This is a genomic window from Treponema primitia, from assembly GCF_046533075.1.
Lineage (GTDB): Bacteria > Spirochaetota > Spirochaetia > Treponematales > Breznakiellaceae > Termitinema > Termitinema primitia_B.
Genome location: NZ_JAJQRB010000083.1, coordinates 122,359 through 141,337 on the forward strand (window position 1 = coordinate 122,359; position 18,979 = coordinate 141,337).

12 protein-coding genes are annotated in these 18,979 nt (G+C 53.3%); 9 read left to right on the forward strand and 3 right to left on the reverse strand.

Annotation, left to right across the window (positions count from 1 at the left end; genetic code table 11):
• Nucleotides 1-80: 80 nt before the first annotated feature.
• Nucleotides 81-3,404, forward strand: coding sequence for an ATP-binding protein (locus tag LQZ19_RS17280; protein WP_411048935.1), 3,324 nt, complete (start codon nt 81-83; stop codon nt 3,402-3,404).
• A 146-nt stretch (nt 3,405-3,550) separates the two neighbouring features.
• Here LQZ19_RS17280 and LQZ19_RS17285 read toward each other — a convergent pair whose 3' ends face one another.
• Nucleotides 3,551-3,781: a hypothetical protein gene (locus LQZ19_RS17285; protein WP_411048936.1), complete on the reverse strand. Its 231-nt coding sequence runs from the start codon at nt 3,779-3,781 to the stop codon at nt 3,551-3,553.
• Nucleotides 3,782-4,130: 349 nt separating this feature from the next.
• Between LQZ19_RS17285 and LQZ19_RS17290 the strand changes: the two genes are divergently transcribed.
• Complete coding sequence (locus tag LQZ19_RS17290) at nt 4,131-7,274, forward strand: ATP-binding protein (protein ID WP_411048937.1); 3,144 nt, start codon at nt 4,131-4,133, stop codon at nt 7,272-7,274.
• Between the two features lie 96 nt (nt 7,275-7,370).
• On the opposite strand, the gene LQZ19_RS17295 is transcribed toward LQZ19_RS17290, so the two are convergent.
• Both LQZ19_RS17295 and LQZ19_RS17300 read right to left on the reverse strand, forming a co-directional pair.
• Nucleotides 7,371-7,790 carry a PIN domain-containing protein gene (locus LQZ19_RS17295; RefSeq protein ID WP_411048938.1) on the reverse strand — a complete coding sequence of 140 codons (420 nt, stop codon included), beginning with the start codon at nt 7,788-7,790 and terminating at the stop codon, nt 7,371-7,373.
• Nucleotides 7,787-8,170, reverse strand: a complete 384-nt coding sequence (locus LQZ19_RS17300; protein WP_411048939.1) for a hypothetical protein — start codon at nt 8,168-8,170, stop codon at nt 7,787-7,789. Before LQZ19_RS17300 ends, LQZ19_RS17295 begins: the two co-directional genes overlap by 4 nt.
• 211 nt (nt 8,171-8,381) lie before the next feature.
• On the opposite strand from LQZ19_RS17300, the gene LQZ19_RS17305 reads away from it, so the two are divergent.
• The 7 genes from LQZ19_RS17305 to LQZ19_RS17335 all read left to right on the forward strand — a co-directional run bounded on the left by LQZ19_RS17305 (nt 8,382) and on the right by LQZ19_RS17335 (nt 18,914).
• Nucleotides 8,382-9,053 carry a response regulator gene (locus LQZ19_RS17305; RefSeq protein ID WP_411048940.1) on the forward strand — a complete coding sequence of 224 codons (672 nt, stop codon included), beginning with the start codon at nt 8,382-8,384 and terminating at the stop codon, nt 9,051-9,053.
• A gap of 144 nt (nt 9,054-9,197) precedes the next feature.
• Nucleotides 9,198-11,153, forward strand: a complete 1,956-nt coding sequence (locus LQZ19_RS17310) for a hypothetical protein (RefSeq protein WP_411048941.1) — start codon at nt 9,198-9,200, stop codon at nt 11,151-11,153.
• Between the two features lie 75 nt (nt 11,154-11,228).
• A complete protein-coding gene (locus LQZ19_RS17315) occupies nt 11,229-11,741 on the forward strand; it encodes a hypothetical protein (protein WP_411048942.1) in 513 nt (170 codons plus the stop codon).
• Entirely contained in the window at nt 11,738-12,937 is a 1,200-nt protein-coding gene (locus LQZ19_RS17320; RefSeq protein WP_411048943.1) for a hypothetical protein, read from the forward strand. The genes LQZ19_RS17315 and LQZ19_RS17320 overlap by 4 nt, the downstream gene beginning before the upstream one ends.
• A 12-nt stretch (nt 12,938-12,949) precedes the next feature.
• A complete protein-coding gene (locus tag LQZ19_RS17325; RefSeq protein WP_411048944.1) occupies nt 12,950-13,669 on the forward strand; it encodes a FecR family protein in 720 nt (239 codons plus the stop codon).
• A gap of 123 nt (nt 13,670-13,792) precedes the next feature.
• Nucleotides 13,793-15,577: a hypothetical protein gene (locus LQZ19_RS17330; RefSeq protein ID WP_411048945.1), complete on the forward strand. Its 1,785-nt coding sequence runs from the start codon at nt 13,793-13,795 to the stop codon at nt 15,575-15,577.
• 154 nt (nt 15,578-15,731) lie between these two features.
• Nucleotides 15,732-18,914, forward strand: a complete 3,183-nt coding sequence (locus LQZ19_RS17335; protein ID WP_411048946.1) for an RCC1 domain-containing protein — start codon at nt 15,732-15,734, stop codon at nt 18,912-18,914.
• Nucleotides 18,915-18,979 lie beyond the last annotated feature (65 nt).

The window sequence follows — 18,979 nt, forward strand, 5'->3', positions numbered from 1 at the left end:
ATACACTTTGTATTGGGGGTAGGTTATTTATGAGGCGCCGGAATATTGTAAGAAATAATGGTTTAAAATATAATCGTGAAATGAAAAGCGTACATTCCCGGAGAGTTTGCGGGAAACGGCTCTTTTTTTCAGGAATTTGTCTGCTGGTCCTGCTCGGGGGCATGGGGTTTCCCCCGAAGCTTTCCGCGAAAGAACAAAATGGGGATTCCTTCTCTGTTAATCTGAACGAGTATCCCCTGTACATAAAAACCGGTTTTACGCAGGCGGATATTTTGCAACGACCCGCTCCGGCGGCGGTTTTGGCGGACAAATGGACCATTCTGGATGGAACCAGGGAAAAGCCCAGGAGCAGCCCCGCTTCGGTAAAGGCGCTCAATCTTCCCGGGGTGCCGAAGCCGCCCTTTTTCTCCCCCTTTGGGATGAAGGACATGGAATTTACCTACCTTATTCCCTTTACGGTGAGCCCCGAAGATATGGCCGCCCTTTCCCCGGATAATGCCCCGGTACCGGGGCTTTTTCTTGCCAGACTGGGGGTTAACTGGGAGATTTACCTGAACGGCAGTCTGATAAAGGCGGAGATGCACCTGGACGGCGATGGGCGGATCAGCTCCTCCCGGAGCCGGCGCGGGGTGTTGTTCCCCCTGAACAAGAGCCTCTTTACCGAAGGGGAAAATATCCTTGGCTTCAGGATAGTGGGGGACCCTGCCTCCCGGTCGGTGGGATTCTACTATGCCGCACCCTACTATATCGGGGAATATGTAACCATGAGCCGCCGGTACGACGAATCCTTTACCCTGTGCCTGATCGCGGTCTATCTTTTTATGGGGATATACCACCTGTTCCTGTTCCTCATCCGCAGAAAGGAAATGCGCAATTTATACTACGGCCTCTTTTCCCTGGCCTTGGGCGGTTATTTTCTGACCAGAACCACTGCGGTGTATAACTTTATTCAGGACAGCGCAAGTACGGGCCGCCTGGAATTGGTCTGCCTTTTTCTGGTCCTGCCTCTGGGGGGGGCCTTTCTGGAAAGCCTCTTCCTTAAAAAGAGCCTTATGATAACGAAAATCTACAGCGCCTTTTATGCGCTCCTGGCTCTGGCACAGTTATTCTTTTCCGTCCCCCTTGGGGAGGCCATACTCAAAATTTGGCAGTTTTCCGCCATCGGGGTAACGCTTGTTATTGGGGTGGTGGATATGGGGTATCCTTTTTTGCGGGCTTGCAGGGATATAAAAAAACAGCTTGCCGCATCAGGAAAAAAGGCCTCCCTGCACGTACTGGTTATCCGGACCATTGCGGAAACCCCCGTCGGCAACCTGATCGCCGGGGTGGTTATTTGCATAGGCGCCGGGATCTTCGACATCATCGATTCCATGTTTTTGCATTACAGTATCTCTGCCGCCCGCTACGGCTTCTTTATTTTTACGGCCGGCGCCGCGCTTATCCAGGCCCGGATCTTCGGCTCTTTGTATAACCAGCTTGATACCAGTAATGCTGCGCTGGAAAAAAACAATATGAATCTGGAAGCCACGGTTCAGGAACGGACCATGGAACTGAAGGCTCAAGCACTGCTGGTGGAAGCCGCTTCCCAGGCAAAAAGCGATTTTCTTGCCAACATGAGCCACGAGATCCGTACCCCCATGAATGCCATCATCGGCATAAGCGAACTTGCCCTGCGGGAAGAAACAAGCAAACGCGTACGGGATTTTCTTGTCAGCATCAGGCAGGCGGGCCAAAATCTCCTTTCTATTATCAACGACATTCTGGATTTTTCCAAGATTGAATCGGGTAAACTGGATATTATCAGCGCCGACTATTACCTTCCTTCGGTGATAAACGATTGTATAGGCGCCATCCGCACACAACTGGCAGAAAAGCCCCTCGTTTTACACACCACCATTGATGAGCTTCTGCCTTCCCGTTTCTTTGGCGATGCATCAAGGCTCAGGCAGGTACTGCTTAACCTGTTGAGCAATGCGGTTAAGTATACCCACGAAGGCCGCATTACCCTGGCCATTCATTACGCAGCGGGGACACCAGGTACCCCCGCTAACGGTGATACCCTGGTTCTCACCTTTGAGGTTGCCGATACGGGGATCGGCATAAAAGAAGAGGATATTGGCAAACTCTTTGGCGACTTTAACCGGATCGATGAAAAAGCGAACCGGGGTATTGAAGGAACCGGCCTGGGGCTCGCTATTTCCCGGAACCTCTGCCGCCTCATGGGCGGGGAAATCACCGTTGCTTCCGAATATGGCAGCGGAAGTACCTTTACCGCATCGATACCCCAAAGGGTGGTAGATACGGAGCCCTTCAAATTACCCGCTGACGGGCAGGACGGTTCCGGCGCCGTTGAGCCAAAAACGGCGTCCGTTACCTTTACTGCCCCGGATACCCGCATATTACTGGTGGATGATGTGCCCACCAACCTTATTGTGGCGGAGGGGCTCCTGGCGCCCTACCGGGTAAAGGTGGACTGCTGTGTCTCCGGGGAAGAGGCAATTCAGCTGGTGGAGGAACATCCCTACGATATTATTTTTATGGATCACATGATGCCCGGTATGGACGGCATAGAAACTACCGCTGCAATACGCGCCATGGATCGTCCCGGTTCACCGCCGCTTATTATAGCCCTGACCGCCAATGCGATATCCGGTATGCGGGAAATGTTTCTGGAAAAGGGGTTTAACGACTACCTCTCCAAACCCATAGAGGTTTCCAAGCTGGACGAAATCATGGAGAAGTGGGTTCCCCGGGAAAAACGGAAAAAGGCAGAACAGAAAACGAAGCGTACCAAATCTGCGCCCCCTGGCCTGGAAATAGAAGGGGTGGATACGAAGCGCGGTATTGCCATGACCGGGGGAACAGAGGCGGCCTACCGTACGATACTTCTCGCTTTTTGCAAGGATGCTCAGGACAGGTTCCCCCTGTTTAGCCGCATACCTGACAAAGAGGGTTTATCGAATTTCACGATAAATGTACACGCCCTGAAAAGCGCTGCCGGTACAATCGGGGCTGAGGCACTATCGAAGCAAGCCGCTGAACTGGAAGCCGCAGGCAACAGGGGAGACCTGGGGCTTATCGAAGAACAGCTTCCCCTGTTTTACCGGGATCTCAAGCTGCTGGCAGAACGGATAGCGCTGGCCGTGAACAGGGAAACACCGGCGGAAGAAACAGGCGATACCGCCGCCCAACATCTCCCTTTGTTCAGGAAACTTTCTGCTGCGCTGGAACAGGAAAAAATTGAAATCATACGCAGCATTCTGTCTGAGCTGAATGAAAAATCATTGGATAAAAAAACAAGGGAGACCATAAACAGTGTTTCTAACGCAGTACTAATGGCCGATTTTGAACAAGCGGTTAAAATCGTTGAAACCCTCCTGAATGACGCGCAAAAGGATGGATAGGGGGGAGGAAGGAGGGCTAACGCCCGCCATTAACTTGGGTCTTGAAAGTGCCGCCGAAAGGCTTCTGGAATTGCCCGCAAAAGCGGGTTACCTTACCTTGCCCTAAACCCCCGCCCGCCTGACGGCGGGCAAATAGATCCTTCACCTTATGCAGAAGCAGAAATATTTTCCCGCACAAGCTCGCCAATAAGCTCCGAAACACTATGATGGCTAACAGCCGCTTTTGCTTGCAGATAGGTCGCGGTTACCGTATCAAGAGAAACCATAGTAAAGCCGGATCGGGTTAAAAACCCGCTCTTGCTTGTATCTATTTCAGGCGTCGTTTTAGTCCAGAGCTCATCTAAAGCGTCCGCTTCTTCTTCAGTCATTCTTGCCATATTTTCCTCCTACAAATTAACTAATTTAAGCCATGCCTTACGGCAGGGCATAGCATGGAACACATTAACCGAATTTTCATCAATTTCATTATATAGAATTTCAAGGGGATTAAGCGCCTTTACCATCGTGAAAAATGATGGGTTTCCTTCCGGCGAAAAGGATTTATACAGTCCCTTTCGGTTCAGGTTAAGCTGCAGGGTCCCAATCTTTTACCGTTACCATGGGTCTAGTTTATTGCAAAAGATGAATTTGAGCAATGAAAATACCGGGAAAACTTGCCCAAACCACGTCATTAGAGTATCCTTACAAACAAAAAGGGACGCCAATGATTAACATACTGCCAAACCAATGAAAAACATGCTAAAGGCCGCCCCGGTTTGGGCGGCAGCCGCACTTTTGGGGGCGGCTTCGATTGTCCTTATGGTCCTCGTTTTCTCCTTCGCCTCCCACCGGGCGGGGGATAGCCCCCTCTATATCAACCTGCGGGAATACCCCATGTATGGCAAAAAGGGCTTCGTTCCGGCGGATGCCCGGGCATCCCCGACAGGGCCGGAATGGCACGAAATCGCGGCGGCGGGGGACAGCGCCCTGGTGATCGTCAAGGAGAAGTTCGATGACCTTCCGCGGCGGGTGTTCCTTTCGCCCTTTGGGAACAGGGTGGAGCATTTTACCTATGTGATTCCCTTTGAGGTGGGGTACGATACCCTCCTTTTTATGCGGCAGGATATCGAAAAAGTGCCGGGGCTGTTTATTGCGGCCCTGGGGGATAACTGGGAAATCTACCTGAACGGGCACCTGGTTAAGAACGAGCTGCACCTGGATGCGGCGGGGGAAATCGTTTCCCACCGGGCCCAGCGGAAGGTGCGCTTCCCCTTTGACGAGGATCTCCTGGTGGAGGGGGCCAACACCTTGGCTATCCATCTGGCGGGGGATCCTAACCATGATAACCTGGGGCTCTATTACGGCACCCCGGTCTACATCGACGACTACGAAGCGATAGCGGCGGCAAGCAGCGAGACCTTGACCATTGCCCTGGTGGGTATGTATATCTTTTTGGGGCTCTACCATTTTATCCTGTTTTTTCAGCGCCGGGATGTGCGGTACAATTTCTACTACGGCGCCTTTTCGCTCTGCCTGGGGCTGTACTTCCTCACCCGGCTTTCGTGCATCTATACCTTTAGCCCGGATACCAATATATGGTCCCGCCTGGAATTTGCCACGCTGTTCTTTTTCCTTCCGCTGATTAGCTGCTTTTTTCAGAGCCTTACCCAGGGGAGGATTCGCTTGCCTGCTAAGGTGATGCTCTGGATAAGCCTGGCTATGGCGGCGACGGAGCTTTTCTTTGCCCCCCAGTACGGCGAGGACTGCATCAATATCTTTTATGCCCTGGGGGTTGTGGAAATCCTCTATATCTTTAGCGTCAACTTTGGGTACGAGTTTTTCTACCGCGCCTACCGCTCGTGGAAGGAAGCGCCCCGCCGCCGCTCTGACGGCACGGCCTTTACCCTGGCGGAAGATCTCCGGTGGAACCTTGTGCACGAGCCCATGGGGAACCTTGCCTTTGGCATAGTGTTTGTGTTTATCACCGGCGCTTTCGACTTTATTGATTCCGCCGTTCTGAACTGGGGCATCCTGACGTCCCGGTATGGGTTTACGGTCTTTACCCTGGGGGCTGCGCTGATCCTTTCCCGGCGCTTTTCCGAGATGTACCAGGAATTGACCGGCCTTAACGCCTCATTGGAGACCACGGTGGAGCAGCGTACCCTTGCGCTGCGGGAGCAAACTGCCCTGGCGGAATCCGCCTCCCAGGCAAAGAGCAATTTCCTTGCCAACATGAGCCACGAAATCCGCACGCCCCTTAACGCGATCATGGGCTACAGCGAACTGGAACTGTATGCGGCAGGGGGGGATGAACACAAGAAGGGCCGCCTGGAACAGATCCACCAGTCGGGGGCCATCCTGCTTTCAATCATTAATGATGTGCTTGATATTTCAAAAATTGAATCGGGCAAACTGGAACTGCTGCCGACGGAATACGACCTCCCCAGCCTGATAAACGACACGGTCTCCTTTAACACGGTGCGTATTCGGGACAAGCCCATCAGCTTTATCCTGGAATTGGACCCCGCCCTGCCGGTTAATCTGTTTGGTGATGAGCTGCGGCTGAGGCAGATACTGAACAACCTTTTAAGTAACGCTATTAAATACACCAAAGAAGGGGAAGTGCGCTTTGCCGTGGGTTTTGAAAAAGACAGGGATGCTGCTGAAGACATAGTGTTAGTGTTTGTGGTTTCCGACACCGGCCTGGGCATTAAAGCGGAAGCCCTGGGCAGCATCTTTGACGAGTACGGCCGGGCGGACCAGGAGCTGAACCGGGACATCGAAGGCACCGGGCTGGGGCTCGCTATCACCCGGCAGCTGGTGGAGCTTATGGCGGGAACCATCGCCGTGGAAAGTGAATATGGCAAGGGCAGCGTGTTTACCGCCCGGGTGCGCCAGAAACGGCTGGACGGGCAGCCCATGGGAAGCGCCACCGCCACCGCCCTGGAGAGTTTCAGCTACCACGAAAAGCGCCGCCATGCGGAAATCAATTTTGCGCGGGCGGATCTTTCGGCGGCCAAGGTCCTGGTGGTGGACGATGTGGCTTCCAATATCCAGGTGGCCCAGGGCTATTTGCGCCTGTACAAGCTTGAAACCGACAGCGCCGGCAGCGGTGAAGAAGCCATGGCCAAAATGGCAGCGACACGCTACGACCTGGTCTTTATGGACCACATGATGCCCGGTATGGACGGCGTCGAAACGGTCCGCCGCCTGCGGGAAGGGGGGAACAAAACGCCCATCGTTGTATTAACCGCCAATGCCCTTATCGGCAATGACGAGATGTTCGCTTCCAAGGGCTTTGACAGCTTCTTGAGCAAACCCCTCAAAGCGGCGGACCTGGACAAAACCCTCCTGCGCTTTATCCCCCAGGAAAAACAGGGGGCGGTGGTAGCGGAAGAAGCTGGCCCGGCTGCTGTCGGGACGGATGCTGCTACGGGGACGGCAGCGGCTGCCGCTGCCGGGAACGGCGCACTCCCTGGCCTGGACGGCCTGGATACCGCCGCGGGGCTTGAACGAACCGGCGGCGAAGAAGAAGGCTACCGCTATGTGCTCAACAGCTTTTGTGAAGACAGCAAAGAACGCATAGACACCCTGCGGCACATACTGTTTCATTTCAAGCAGCTTGCGGACGCTCCGGCCCCCGCAGACAGGGTCCAGCCGGCGCCCACGGACCAAAGCTTTCTCTTTTTTGCCACCCTTATGCACGCCCTCAAGAATGCGCTCTTTTCCATAGGCGCCGACGCCCTTTCGGCGGAGGCTGGGGCCCTGGAAGCCCTGGGCAGGGAGGAGGATAGCGCAGGGATCCGGGAACAGGGCCCCGGTTTCTACGATTCCTTTAAGCGTTTTGTGGAACAGCTCAGCGCCGCAATCGGTTCTGGAGAAAAGTCTTAACAACGGGCTAAAAGCCTAGCTAAAAGGTAGGGGCAAGTATACCCCAAAAAGAGGTTTTCGCCAATGTCTAAAAAGAACGTACTTGCATTGGGGAGCTTAATCAACGGTAATCATATCAAGAAATTTCTCGGGACTAACAACAGGAATTCCCGATGCGACAAAGCCTGTAGGGTCTCTGGTTATGATGTAACTCACCGCGATGCTTTCCCCGGCGGTGAACTGAACGCAGTCCTCAAAATCGGCCCAGTCAAGGGTAATCGCCCTGCGGATTTCCGTGCCGGTAACGGCGGCTATGTCCACGGTTTTGAGCAGGGTTTTAAGCCGCAACATAAGCAGCGTTTTATCCCTAAGCTCTCTACCAGCAATATAGTAGATATCCGTTATGGCGGAGGCGGAAACAAAGGCGGTGTAGATGCCACGCTGGGAGCCGTCTGCAATTTTTTTTGCGTTTTGACAAAAGGGCTCCCGCTGAAGTATGACGTCAAGGGCGACATTGGTATCAAGCAGGACATTCATATACCGTATTTGTCCTTGATGATGATGTCACGGACATCTTTGACCAGAAAGGTTTCCGGCGTTAAGCCTTCGGGGAGCCAGCTCCAGTCGTGTTCGACCGGCTGGTCCAGCACCTGCCAAACCGGGTCATTCTTCCGCTCCTCTGCCCACTGCGCCCATTGTGCCCGGGTCACCTTGGGAAGCTCTTCCGGAGGGGAAGCTCGGCTTAAAGAACCCGTTTGCGCGGGGGAGTCGGTGGGGGATTCCGGTGTGGCAGGCGTGGATTCAAGTTCCGGGAAAACAACCAATGCAACTTTTGCCTTTCCTGCAGGAAACGAAAAGGGCAGGTCAAACGTAATGCGGCGGTTTTCCGGTATCTCTACGGTTTGTTCAATGGTCATGGTTCACTCCAATACTGCAAGTATACCCCAAAAAGAGGTTTTCGCCAATGCCTGACATCAAGATGTCTGACATCTCGATGTCTAAAAGAGTTTGCCGTACCGCGCCGCAATCGGTTCTGGAGAAAAGTCTTAACAAAAGACCAAAAGCCTGGCTAAAAGTTACGGTTTTTCAAACTGAGAGCCGGTATCCTGTTGGACAATGGAGATGCACATGATACGCATACTGATTGTTGAGGACATGACCATGCTCCGGGAAGCATTGGCCAAGATACTTTCCGATGAGAAGGATATACAGGTCGTCGGCGCCCTGGAACATGCCGGAGATGCCCTGGAGTTCTGCCGTAACAACTCGGTTGACCTTATCCTTATGGATGTGCTTACCGACGACAACCTGGTAAACGGCGGTTCCCACCGGGGCTTGGCGCAGGAAGAAAGCAGCCGTACCCAAATCACCGGCATAAACGCCACCCAGGAAATCCTGGCTGAATTCCCGGACACCAAGATCGTCATCATAACCGCCTTCCCGGAGATTACCTTTATTGAGGCCGCACAAAAAGCCGGGGCCCATAGCTTTGTCTATAAAAACGTAAAGAACGATTTACTCTTACAGATAATCCGGGGAACCATGGCAGGATACGGCACCTTTCCCACCCATGTCCCCACCCTGGCGGCGCTGAGCCCGAAATTTACCGACCGGGAGATGCGGATCCTGCGCCTCCTTGCCCAAGCCCGGGATCGCCGTTTTATTGAGCAGGAACTCAACATTTCCGAAGGCACCCTCAAGGCGGTTATCACCGGCATCCTCAATAAAACCGGCTACGACAGCATCATGCAGTATGTGGTATACGCCGTGGCCAACGGGCTCATCAGCCCCCGCGGATAAAACGCTTGCGAATAAAAACCTAGACGAAAGTCTAGATTTTACCCCAAAAGTCTAGCCGGAAGAAACCGGCATCTCCGGTTAAACGCGCTATGCTTATCTATAGAATTGTTCCTCCCACGTGGAGAAATTAGATAGGAGTATGTTATGAAAAAGCTATTTAGATTCGTCGTGATGACCTTGATGGCCGCCTTCACGGCCATCTCCTGCGATTTACCCGCCGCGCCGGATGGCGCCGGACGAAACGGCCAGGGAAACCCCGGGCAGATCATTGTGCCGGGAAGCTCCCCAACCGCAGAACGGGGGACCATTACCCTGCGGCTCGGCGGAGGGGGCGGAACCTCAGGCGCCCGGTCTATTCTGTCGGACGATTTTATCGCAACCGGTCTTGTGTATCAGCTTACCTTTGTAGGCCCTTCAGGAACCTACACCATGTCGCTGAATGAACCCGCCCAAACCTTTCAACTGGAAGTAGGTGCTTGGACGATTGACGCCATTGCCTATAGAAAGACCGATAATGTGGAAGTCGGCACAGGCGCCCAAATTCAAGTTACCATTCAGGCAGACCAGGCCCTCAACAGGACCTTTACCATGACCGTAAACTCTGGCTACGAAAGTACCCAGACGGTGTTCTACATCCACAGTCCAGCGGAGTTGAACCGCCTGCATCCGGGAGACCCCCGACCCCTTCCCACAAGTGCTGGCAAAGAATTCCACCTGGAGCGGGATATTAGCGTAAGTGACTGGATTCCCCTCGGCCCCGCTAATAATAATCAGGATGATCTCTCTGGCGAAAGCGATCCCTTTGACGCAACCTTTGACGGGCATGGGCATACTATTACCATCACTAGTTTCGCTCAAGGAGCAGGATTAGAAAATGCGTACCATATGGGGCTCTTTTCCTATCTTATGGGTAATGCAACGATCAAGAACCTCAAGGTGGTCTATGGCGCTACCGTGAGCACGGAGGCCGACCCGATACTCCTTATCACCATGAGCGCCGACCAATATATGGGCGGCCTTGCGGGGACTATCAACGGCGCAACCATAGAGAACGTCCATGTGTCTGTTTCAGGCGCCGATGCAGCCATCATTGTGGAAAAGCGCGGCATGGCCAACAGTGTAAGTGTCGGCGGAATAACGGGGAACCTGATTGCCGGCACCATTAGTGAGAGCTCCTTTACGGGCATTATTAAGGGGAAGGGCTACTTTGCGGTGAATGCCGGGGGCCTTGTGGGCGCAACCCCAGACACGCTCACCGCCCCCTTCCCCGCTATTAGCGAGAGCTTCGCCCTGGGCACCATGGAGGCTGCCATCGACAGCCCAGGGACAACCCAGAACGCCTATGCCGGGGGCATCCTGGGGTCCGGCAGCGTTTCAATCAACCAGGCCTATGCCTACGCGAAGGTCAGCGCCATAGGCGGAAAGCAAGCCTATGCCGGCGGCATTGCAGGCCGCTATCGTGGCACTGCCATTACCAACGCCTACGCCGTGGGCACGGTTAGCGCCGAGGCAGCGGGTACTTCGGTCGGTGACCCCGACAACGCCATTGCCGGCGGTATTTTCGGGCAAGGCGATACCATTGGCGTTACCCGTGCCACTGCTAACCACTCGGTAGCCCTGCAAACCAGCATAAAGGCCGTGAGCACCACAGCCAGCAACACAGAGGTAGTATCCGCCATCGGCAATGGCAACGGCATCGTCCCCGCCACCAGCCCTGGTTATTTCAACTTCGCTGCTCCCGATATCAGCTTTATCCCAACGAACACGCGCCTCGACACGAGCGATGGCAATTATGCAGTGTATATGCAAAACAACGGCTATATCGCCTATTGCAGAACCGGTACTGTTAATGACACCTACCTTTACCGCGCCGACTTCCAGGGTGTGGCGAACCAGGCTACCTACACCACCCGAAAAGCCATGGACACCACCTATGGTAGCCTTACCCCCGACGTCGGCCTTAACTGGGACTTTACGACAGTCTGGCAGTGGCGCGTAACCTCCGGCTACCACTACCCGGTGTTTGCATGGGAAACCGCAGACCACACCAGCGCCGAAGCAGCAGCCGGCGGCTTAACCGTGGACTGGGGCAATGATTAACGCCTGCAACACGGAAAGCCGCACCCTCCAAGGGGCGGCTTCCGCCGACCGGGCAATGAACCGTAAAGGAAAACTATGAAACACTATCTGCTCATCCTATTCGCCCTGACCGCCGCCCTCCTCTCCCCCTCCCGGGCGGACGCCCAAACAGCGGGAGAACTGGAGCGGCTTCTGGGGGCGCCCATCGTGAGCTACCAGGACGCGGCGTGGCTGGTCCTTTCGTCGGTGGAGGCGGTCCCTGGGGGAACCACCCCCGGCGACGCCTACCAGTTTGCGCTGGCCCGGAACTGGCTGCCCGGGAAGGCGACCGCGAACAGCGCCGTCACCCTGGGGGGCGTATCCCTCCTCATCATGCAGGCGGCGGGTATCAAGGGGGGCCTCATGTTCACCCTGACCCACGGCGCCCGCTACGCCTACCGGGATTTGGTCTACCGGGGCCTGATACAGGGCCGCGCCTACGCCGCCCAGAAAATTTCCGGGGAGCGGCTCCTGCAAATCCTCGACCGGGTCCTTGAATACACCGAAGCTGCGGCTCGCACTAAAGCTGTGGTTAGCGAATCGCAGGTTCGAGGGGGCCCGTCAGTATGAACGCAAAACGAGCCCTCGGCGGCCTGGTAGTATTCCTGTGCGCGGTCATAGCGTCGGCCCAGGATTTTGGCGTGGTGCTCAACCAATCTTCGGTAATCAGTAATGGTGATGAATTCTACGGCACGCTTGAATACACCGGAACGGTGATGCCCTGGCTCGCCGTTCCCCTTGGCGAAAAGGGGGACCTCTATCTTTCCGGGGGCGTCACCGCAGAGTTGGCGAACGAAGAATGGAAGCCCGTCCCGGAGCTGTATCGCTTCGAGTTCAGCTACGAACCCGCACCGGGCCTGCACCTTGATCTGGGCCGCCTGTTCTGGCAGGAACCCCTCCAGCTCGCCGCCACCGGCCTCTTTGACGGTCTCGCCCTCAGCGCCGACCTGGGAAAAACCCGCCTTTCCATCGGCGCCTTTTACACCGGGCTCCTCAACAAACGGAACGCCTACATCGTGATGAACAGCGAAGACCTCACGGACTACCACGACCGGGATGTCTACTTCGCCTCCCGGCGGTTGGTCTATGGCGTAAGTTGGGAGATACCCGCCCTCTTCAACACCGGCAGCGACCTTGCCGTATCAGTCTTTGGGCAATATGATCTCAACGATAGTAACACGGTGGATATCCATACCCAATACGCTGAAACCAAACTGATCCTCCCTTTTCTGGATGATTGGAACGCCGAATTCGGCGGCATTCTGGGTGTGCAGGAGACAGAGGACGCCGATCCCGGCATAAGTTTTGCCGGCGCCGCCCACCTGGTCTGGCTTCTCCCCAGCGCGGCGGAAGACCGCATACGCTTCGGCGGGGCCTTTTCCTCCGGAGCGTGGAATGACACCATTACGGCGTTCCTTCCCATCAACACCGTAGCCCAGGGCAAAGTCCTGCGGCCCCGACTTTCCGGCTTGGCCCTGGCCGAGGCGGAATACGCCGCGCGGCTGCACAACACCCTTTCTGCGGAAATATCGGCGGCCTATCTTTTCAGAACCGATTCGTTTACCTATACGGACAGCGAACTGGACGCCGCCTCCCGTTCCCCCCTCCTGGGGGGCGAGATCTACGGCGGCCTTACCTGGGCGCCCCTTACAGACCTTGCGTTCACCCTTGGCGGCGGTGTCTTCTTCCCCACCTTAGGCAGGGCCTTCCGCAGCGATGCCGGCCGTAAGTACCGTGGTTCATTAGGAATGATTCTTTCATTGTAGGAGTAAATACAAATGATGTTATGCAAAAAAGAAATACTGTTACTGTTGGCACTGATCGGTATAGGGTTTCCGGGACACAACGTGTCAATCTTTGCCCAGGAAAACGCTTTTATCCGGGAATTAACCGGGGATGTAACCCTTAAAATCACCAACGAAAGCGCATGGACACCCGCCGCAGAGGGAGATACCCTGACGAAGGACACCCTGATATCCACGGGCTTTAAAAGCAGCGCCCTCATTGCCCTGGGGAACTCCACACTAACCATACGGCCCCTTACCCGTTTAAGCCTGGAAGAAATCATACTCAACCAGGGTAACGAAACAGTATCGCTGAACCTGCAAACCGGAAGAATCCGGGCCGATGTGACGCCCCCCTCGGGAGGAAAGACCGATTTTACCGTGCGGACTCCAATCGTAACCGCATCGGTGCGGGGAACCTCCTTTGAAATGGATACCATGAACCTCCATGTTGATAATGGGCGGGTCCAATACTCCCTTGCCAATGGACGGAAGGTCTTTGTCACCAGAAGGGGAAATAGTTATTTTGATGAAGCAAACAACCGGGTAGTATCGCCCTTTGAAGCCGCCGCCCAGTCCCTGACGCCCAGCCTGCCCATCGCAAGCGGTTCCGGCATACCCAATGGGGACCGCGCCCCCATTATCGGGAACAACGGCGGTACCGGCGGTACCGTGGAAAGCAGCGACTTTGGAATAGATTTTGAGTGGGATTAGGAAAACGGGACTTTGCAGAAGCGAATTGTTCAAAAATTGAGAATGAGGTATCATACTATGGATAAAAAAACGTGTATACACTTGGTAAATTTCTATCGGAAGCAAACCCGAAGGGTTTGTATTTTGCTGGCAAGCGCGATTCTTTTGGCGGCGCTTCTTACGGGCTGCGACCTTTTTCTGACCAAGCCGGAAAACGATCTTTTATCGGAGGTTGATGACGCCCTTGACTATACCAACGCCGCTGTCTTGCCGGTCTCCGTGGACGAAGGCGGCATGGGTACCGCGGTCCCCCGGGGCTCCATTGTCGGGGTTAAGCAGGGGTACCCCTTTACCCTGAGCTACACCGCTAAAACCGAGTACCCCTTTTTGGGCTGGCAGGCCCAGATTGAAGGCAGCAGCGACATCATTTCGATGTGGGAGCCCGGCGGCTCAGCCGGCCTGGGCATCACCTGGGAATCCGTCAACACCACGGGCACGGAAATCAGGGTGACCATCCACATCAACCCCGGCAAAACCATCCTGATAGGCCCCTTAAAGGCCAGTATGCCCTTTGTCAATGTGACTGTGGAGGATGTTAGTTCCGGCGTCTCCACGCCGGGGGGTGTGCTTGCCGGGGTTAAGCAGGATATCCCCTTTAGCCTGCGCTTTAACCCGTACCCCGCCTTTGGCTTCATCGGGTGGGAGGCCACGCTCGACGGCGTGCCCCTTGGACAGGAAGAAGTGGAGTTTTCCAACCCGAAGGGAATGGATATTACTGTAACCGTGCATAAAGATCCCGAAGCACAAACAGTTATTATAAAACCCCGGGCTGAAGGAAACTCCGACGCGTATGGATTTACTGTTGTCGGCCCTTCAACGAGCACCGGCACGGATATTACACATAACCACTATTTTCAAATACGGTTTACCAAACCCATAGACCCGGCTTCCCTGTGGTTTGAAGACAATAAAAATTATACCGGCGCCTTTGTAAATAGTTCTATTTATGAAAGTTGGGCAATAAATGCGGCGAATTTTACACGGGCATACCGGAATATCAGTATACGCGGAACTGTAAACCCACCCTGGGGCCAAAGCAATATACGATTTGAAAATTTCTTTAATCCCCCTGTTCTCAGCGCCGATGGAAAGGTGCTGACATTCTGGATGCGCTGCAATCCTACTACTGGCATTGCTGCTTTGGATACTTATAAGAACAGTGTTAATGGCAACGCAGGTACTGCTGCAAGTCCTATTAACATTGATGTTACGGTGGATGGTCAAATCAAGGATACCTCAGGGCTTCCCATGGGCGCCGCCAAATCATGGAGTTATTCATTCAATATGTCAGAGACGCCTGGTAGAACTCCTCCAAACTATGGCGAGGGTAATATTTTTCCTAATATGTGGAATGGGGCGACATTTTTGCTGCTTAAAAAAGACAGCGAGGATTATAAAAGCGAAGATCTTTACGGAACAGATCCTGTCCTGTCTATTGCAGCAAATAGCGGGGTGCATGATGCCTATGTGGTATTCCAGTCTAACTATACCCAATGGGAGGTAGCCGGTATTCGGGTTCTGTATAATGCGAGCCCTACCTATCGAAAATCCAATTCTCCGGAGTTTAATTCAGATTTTGATTTGATTGAAGATGGCCCTCTGCGGCAAAAAATTGTTGCGGCATATAAAGAAAAATATCCATCTTTTTATTCTGAAATGCCTGTCTATGTGGCTGCATTTCGTATTCCGGAAAATACCACCGGAAAAATGCCCATTGTCGTACTTGCCAGAGTTATGGGTGAACAAGCGCTCTCGAATAACTATTCATCTTTTGGCAGTAGCTACACTAATTTGGGAACTAATGTGAATCGGAAGAGCTATGGCAGTCCGCCGTATGCGGGTGCTTTTCTAAGCATTCAGTATAATTAGGCGTAAACTGCCTGGAGAAAACGGCGCCGCCCCTTCGGGGCGATGGCGCCGGAAAAGAATGGGAGTAATTACGATGAACTGTCGTACTATGGATAAAAAAACGAGCATACACCCTGTAAATTTCCATCGGAAGCAAACCCGAAGGGTTTGTATTTTGTTGGCCACCGCGTTTCTTGTGTCGGCGCTTCTTACGGGCTGCGACCTTTTTCTGACCAAGCCGGAAAATAATCTTTTATCGGAGATTGATGACGCCCTTGACTATGCCAACGCCGCAACCCTCAATGTGCGGGTAGCCGCGGCGGAAGCCCGGCACGGGATAACCACCCCCAACGGGCAGGTTGCGCCAAAAGCTGGCTATCCCTTTACCGTGCTTTTTACCCCCAACGAAGCCTGGCAGTTCCGGGGATGGCAGATAATTGCCGAAGGAAGCCCAACCCCGCTGGAAAGCGGATGTACCATTACGCCCTTAAATGAATCGGGCACCGAAGCGGAGATAATTATCAGCGGGAATGGCAGCTTTGTGGTGCAGCCCCTCTGCGGCGAACGGCCCGCAGAAATAAGCCACACACCGGAAACTATAACCCCACGGGTAGACCGGAACTCGATGATACAGGTGCGGTTTAATAATCCTATTTTAAAAAGTACCTTGGAAGGGCGAATCGAAATTACGGTGTATCCCAATTACGGCGGTGATGCGGCGGCGGCAAACTCCATGGAAATGTTCGATCTTGCGGCCCTTACCCTGGATGCTTACCCCGCCAATGAGTCCGGATCGTATCTCACCATTCCGGTAAAAAAGGTCTCTGATGTTGTGCAGCTTACAGAAAACAGCAATATCAATGTGCGGCTCTTGCCGGGTATACAAGACACCGACGGAAACGAGCTGGCAAAGGAAATTTCCTGGACCTATGGAGTAAATGACAATACGGATACGGAAAAACCCTTTACCGGAGTTGTGGAAGCGGTAATTGCCGCTGATGTTTCAACATGGCCTGGTACTTTTTTTGATGCGGCCTATGCCGATGACCGCCGGGTGCTTAATCCCGATACTGATTTTGTCTGGATCGTATTCTATGCGTCGGATAACTCGGAACTTACGGATGTGTGGATCAGTGAAAAGCGGCAGTACGATTTGAATGGAAACCCGGTCTATGATCCTACTTTACTGGTAAGTACCTATACGTTTGCAAGCCTTACCGAGAGCGGTTATGCCGCATCGGTGGATCCACTGGTGCATGAGTATATTACTAATGCCCATCCCGATCGTGAGTTAGCCTATGTGGTAAAACACCGGTTGCAAACCCCGGCAGAACGAACGGGGATAATCGAACTTTTTGTGCAGGTTGGAGATGGTGCCGGTAACCGGGATGCGGTGGAGTCGGCCATAACAAAACGCTTCCTGGTGGTAAAACCAGGGACCTTGGGCATGAGCGAAACCTTCAATTTTGATAACGTGTTTGCCATCAGTGAGGATGCAGGCTTACATATAACCGATAGCGCAGGCAGGCAGTGGTTCGGTCCAAACTCCAATACGGTAAAGATTGCCAAGGGAAGTACAACCTTGACATCGGCGAATGTAGTTACCGGCTTTACCCATACCGAAAAACCCACCCTTCCCTGGACCATTGATGCGGTGGCGGCGGTGAAATGGCAATTAAAGATAAATAATTGGGAGAGCAGTGAGTATAATTTTGGGGCATTCCCATCGGGAGGCTTTACTGCTCCGGTAGATTTTACAAATACTGGAACCGGCATCCGTCATACGGGAAATGCTGGGCTTAATAATGCCGGCGCTCCCTTAGAGGTAAAGATATTTACAGGTATTTTCGGCAATCCGGGTTATCAGGAAAGCGTGATAAACACGGGAACCATGGTCTATGTGGATACGGAAAAACCGGCGCAGGTATTAGGATTTGCCGGCGCGGTGAACGGCGCCTGGAATGATCCCACGTTCAATTTTGATTTGCAGATTACCTGGCGCGGTCCACAGGACATGGATAGCGCCGATTTAACATACGGAGTCCTGACAGGAACTGCAACTCCCCTCTATAATTTGAAAGGCGGTGCTAAAACGATTACCCCTGCCGTTGATGATGTGTATACCATAAAAGTTGCCGTTAATGATTTGGTGGGCAATCAATCTAAAACGGTAACTTCCCGGGCTTACCCGCCGGGGTTTAAAAATATTGCCGCAAGCGGATCTAACAGTATGGTGGTAAAGGATGATGGTACCCTGTGGGTAGCAGGACCAAATGCCAATGGTCAATTAGGGTTAGGGATAGGCCATTCAGCAACTGTGTTTGAGCAAGTTCCCGGTATGGACCATGTAAAAGCGGTAGCGGCGGGGGACTTCCACAGCTTGGTATTAAAGGATAATGGTACCCTCTGGGCTGCGGGATCGATGCCGGGGGGGTCGGTTATGGCTAATGAAGGCCAGCTCGGAAGTACCCCAACACCTACGTTTGCGTCAGTTACCACAGGGGTAAAAGCCATCGCCGCCGGTACTCTGTACAGCATGGTATTATTAGATAATGGTACCGTCAAAACTACCGGGCATAATGCTTACGGTGAGTTGGGTTCGGGTGACTCAGCGTCGCCAAACTTCCCGAGTAAAACAACGTTTACAACCGTTGTTCGTAACAGTAGTGTATCTAGTGATACAGTGTGGGCAATATCTGCAGGGGATCACCATAGCCTTATTTCTACCGGGTACCGTCTTTACGGCGCCGGATATGATGCTGATTACAGGATAGGGGCTAACTCTGGTTACAATTTTAATGAATTTATGGATTCTGAATACGGAGAAGAATTTCATGCCCTGAGCCTGGCTGCGGGCTTTCAGGGTACCATGGTATTAACCAATAATGGAAGTCTCAAGGTATCCGGAACTAATAGCAATGGACAATTCGGATTAGGGTACCCCATAGACGCAGTAGAGGGGACTACCCCCATTAGTTCAGTAAAAAGAGTATTTGTCAGCGGCAGCTCTGATATTAGCTTTCTTATCAAGTCAAATGCGATTGCAGGAACGCTTATGGTTGCCGGTACTAATGATTCCGGTTCTTTGGGCTTAGGGTTTCCGGGGGGCAACATAGTAACTTTTACCGAAGTAAAAGACCCGGAAGATAATGTACTGAATAACGTAATTTCTGCCGGTGTGGGCACCATGCATAGTTTGATTGTTAAGGATGACGGAACGCTCTGGGGCGCCGGTTATAATACCTCCGGACCAGGTCCTCGTCCTCGTCCTGTCGGTGCTTTGGGTACAGGAGATAGTAAGGATCATTTCTACTTTACCCAAGTGCCTGGATTCAGCATGTGGACGGTTACGCCGTAAGAAGAAAACGGCGCCGCCCCTTCGGGGCGATGGCGCCGGAAAAGAATGGGAGTAATTACGATGAA

Coding starts and splice junctions, on each gene's coding strand:
- LQZ19_RS17280 (WP_411048935.1), top strand. CDS start 81: ATGAAAAGCGTACATTCCCGGAGAGTTTGCGGGAAACGGCTCTTTTTT.
- LQZ19_RS17285 (WP_411048936.1), bottom strand. CDS start 3,781: ATGGCAAGAATGACTGAAGAAGAAGCGGACGCTTTAGATGAGCTCTGG.
- LQZ19_RS17290 (WP_411048937.1), top strand. CDS start 4,131: ATGAAAAACATGCTAAAGGCCGCCCCGGTTTGGGCGGCAGCCGCACTT.
- LQZ19_RS17295 (WP_411048938.1), bottom strand. CDS start 7,790: ATGAATGTCCTGCTTGATACCAATGTCGCCCTTGACGTCATACTTCAG.
- LQZ19_RS17300 (WP_411048939.1), bottom strand. CDS start 8,170: ATGACCATTGAACAAACCGTAGAGATACCGGAAAACCGCCGCATTACG.
- LQZ19_RS17305 (WP_411048940.1), top strand. CDS start 8,382: ATGATACGCATACTGATTGTTGAGGACATGACCATGCTCCGGGAAGCA.
- LQZ19_RS17310 (WP_411048941.1), top strand. CDS start 9,198: ATGAAAAAGCTATTTAGATTCGTCGTGATGACCTTGATGGCCGCCTTC.
- LQZ19_RS17315 (WP_411048942.1), top strand. CDS start 11,229: ATGAAACACTATCTGCTCATCCTATTCGCCCTGACCGCCGCCCTCCTC.
- LQZ19_RS17320 (WP_411048943.1), top strand. CDS start 11,738: ATGAACGCAAAACGAGCCCTCGGCGGCCTGGTAGTATTCCTGTGCGCG.
- LQZ19_RS17325 (WP_411048944.1), top strand. CDS start 12,950: ATGATGTTATGCAAAAAAGAAATACTGTTACTGTTGGCACTGATCGGT.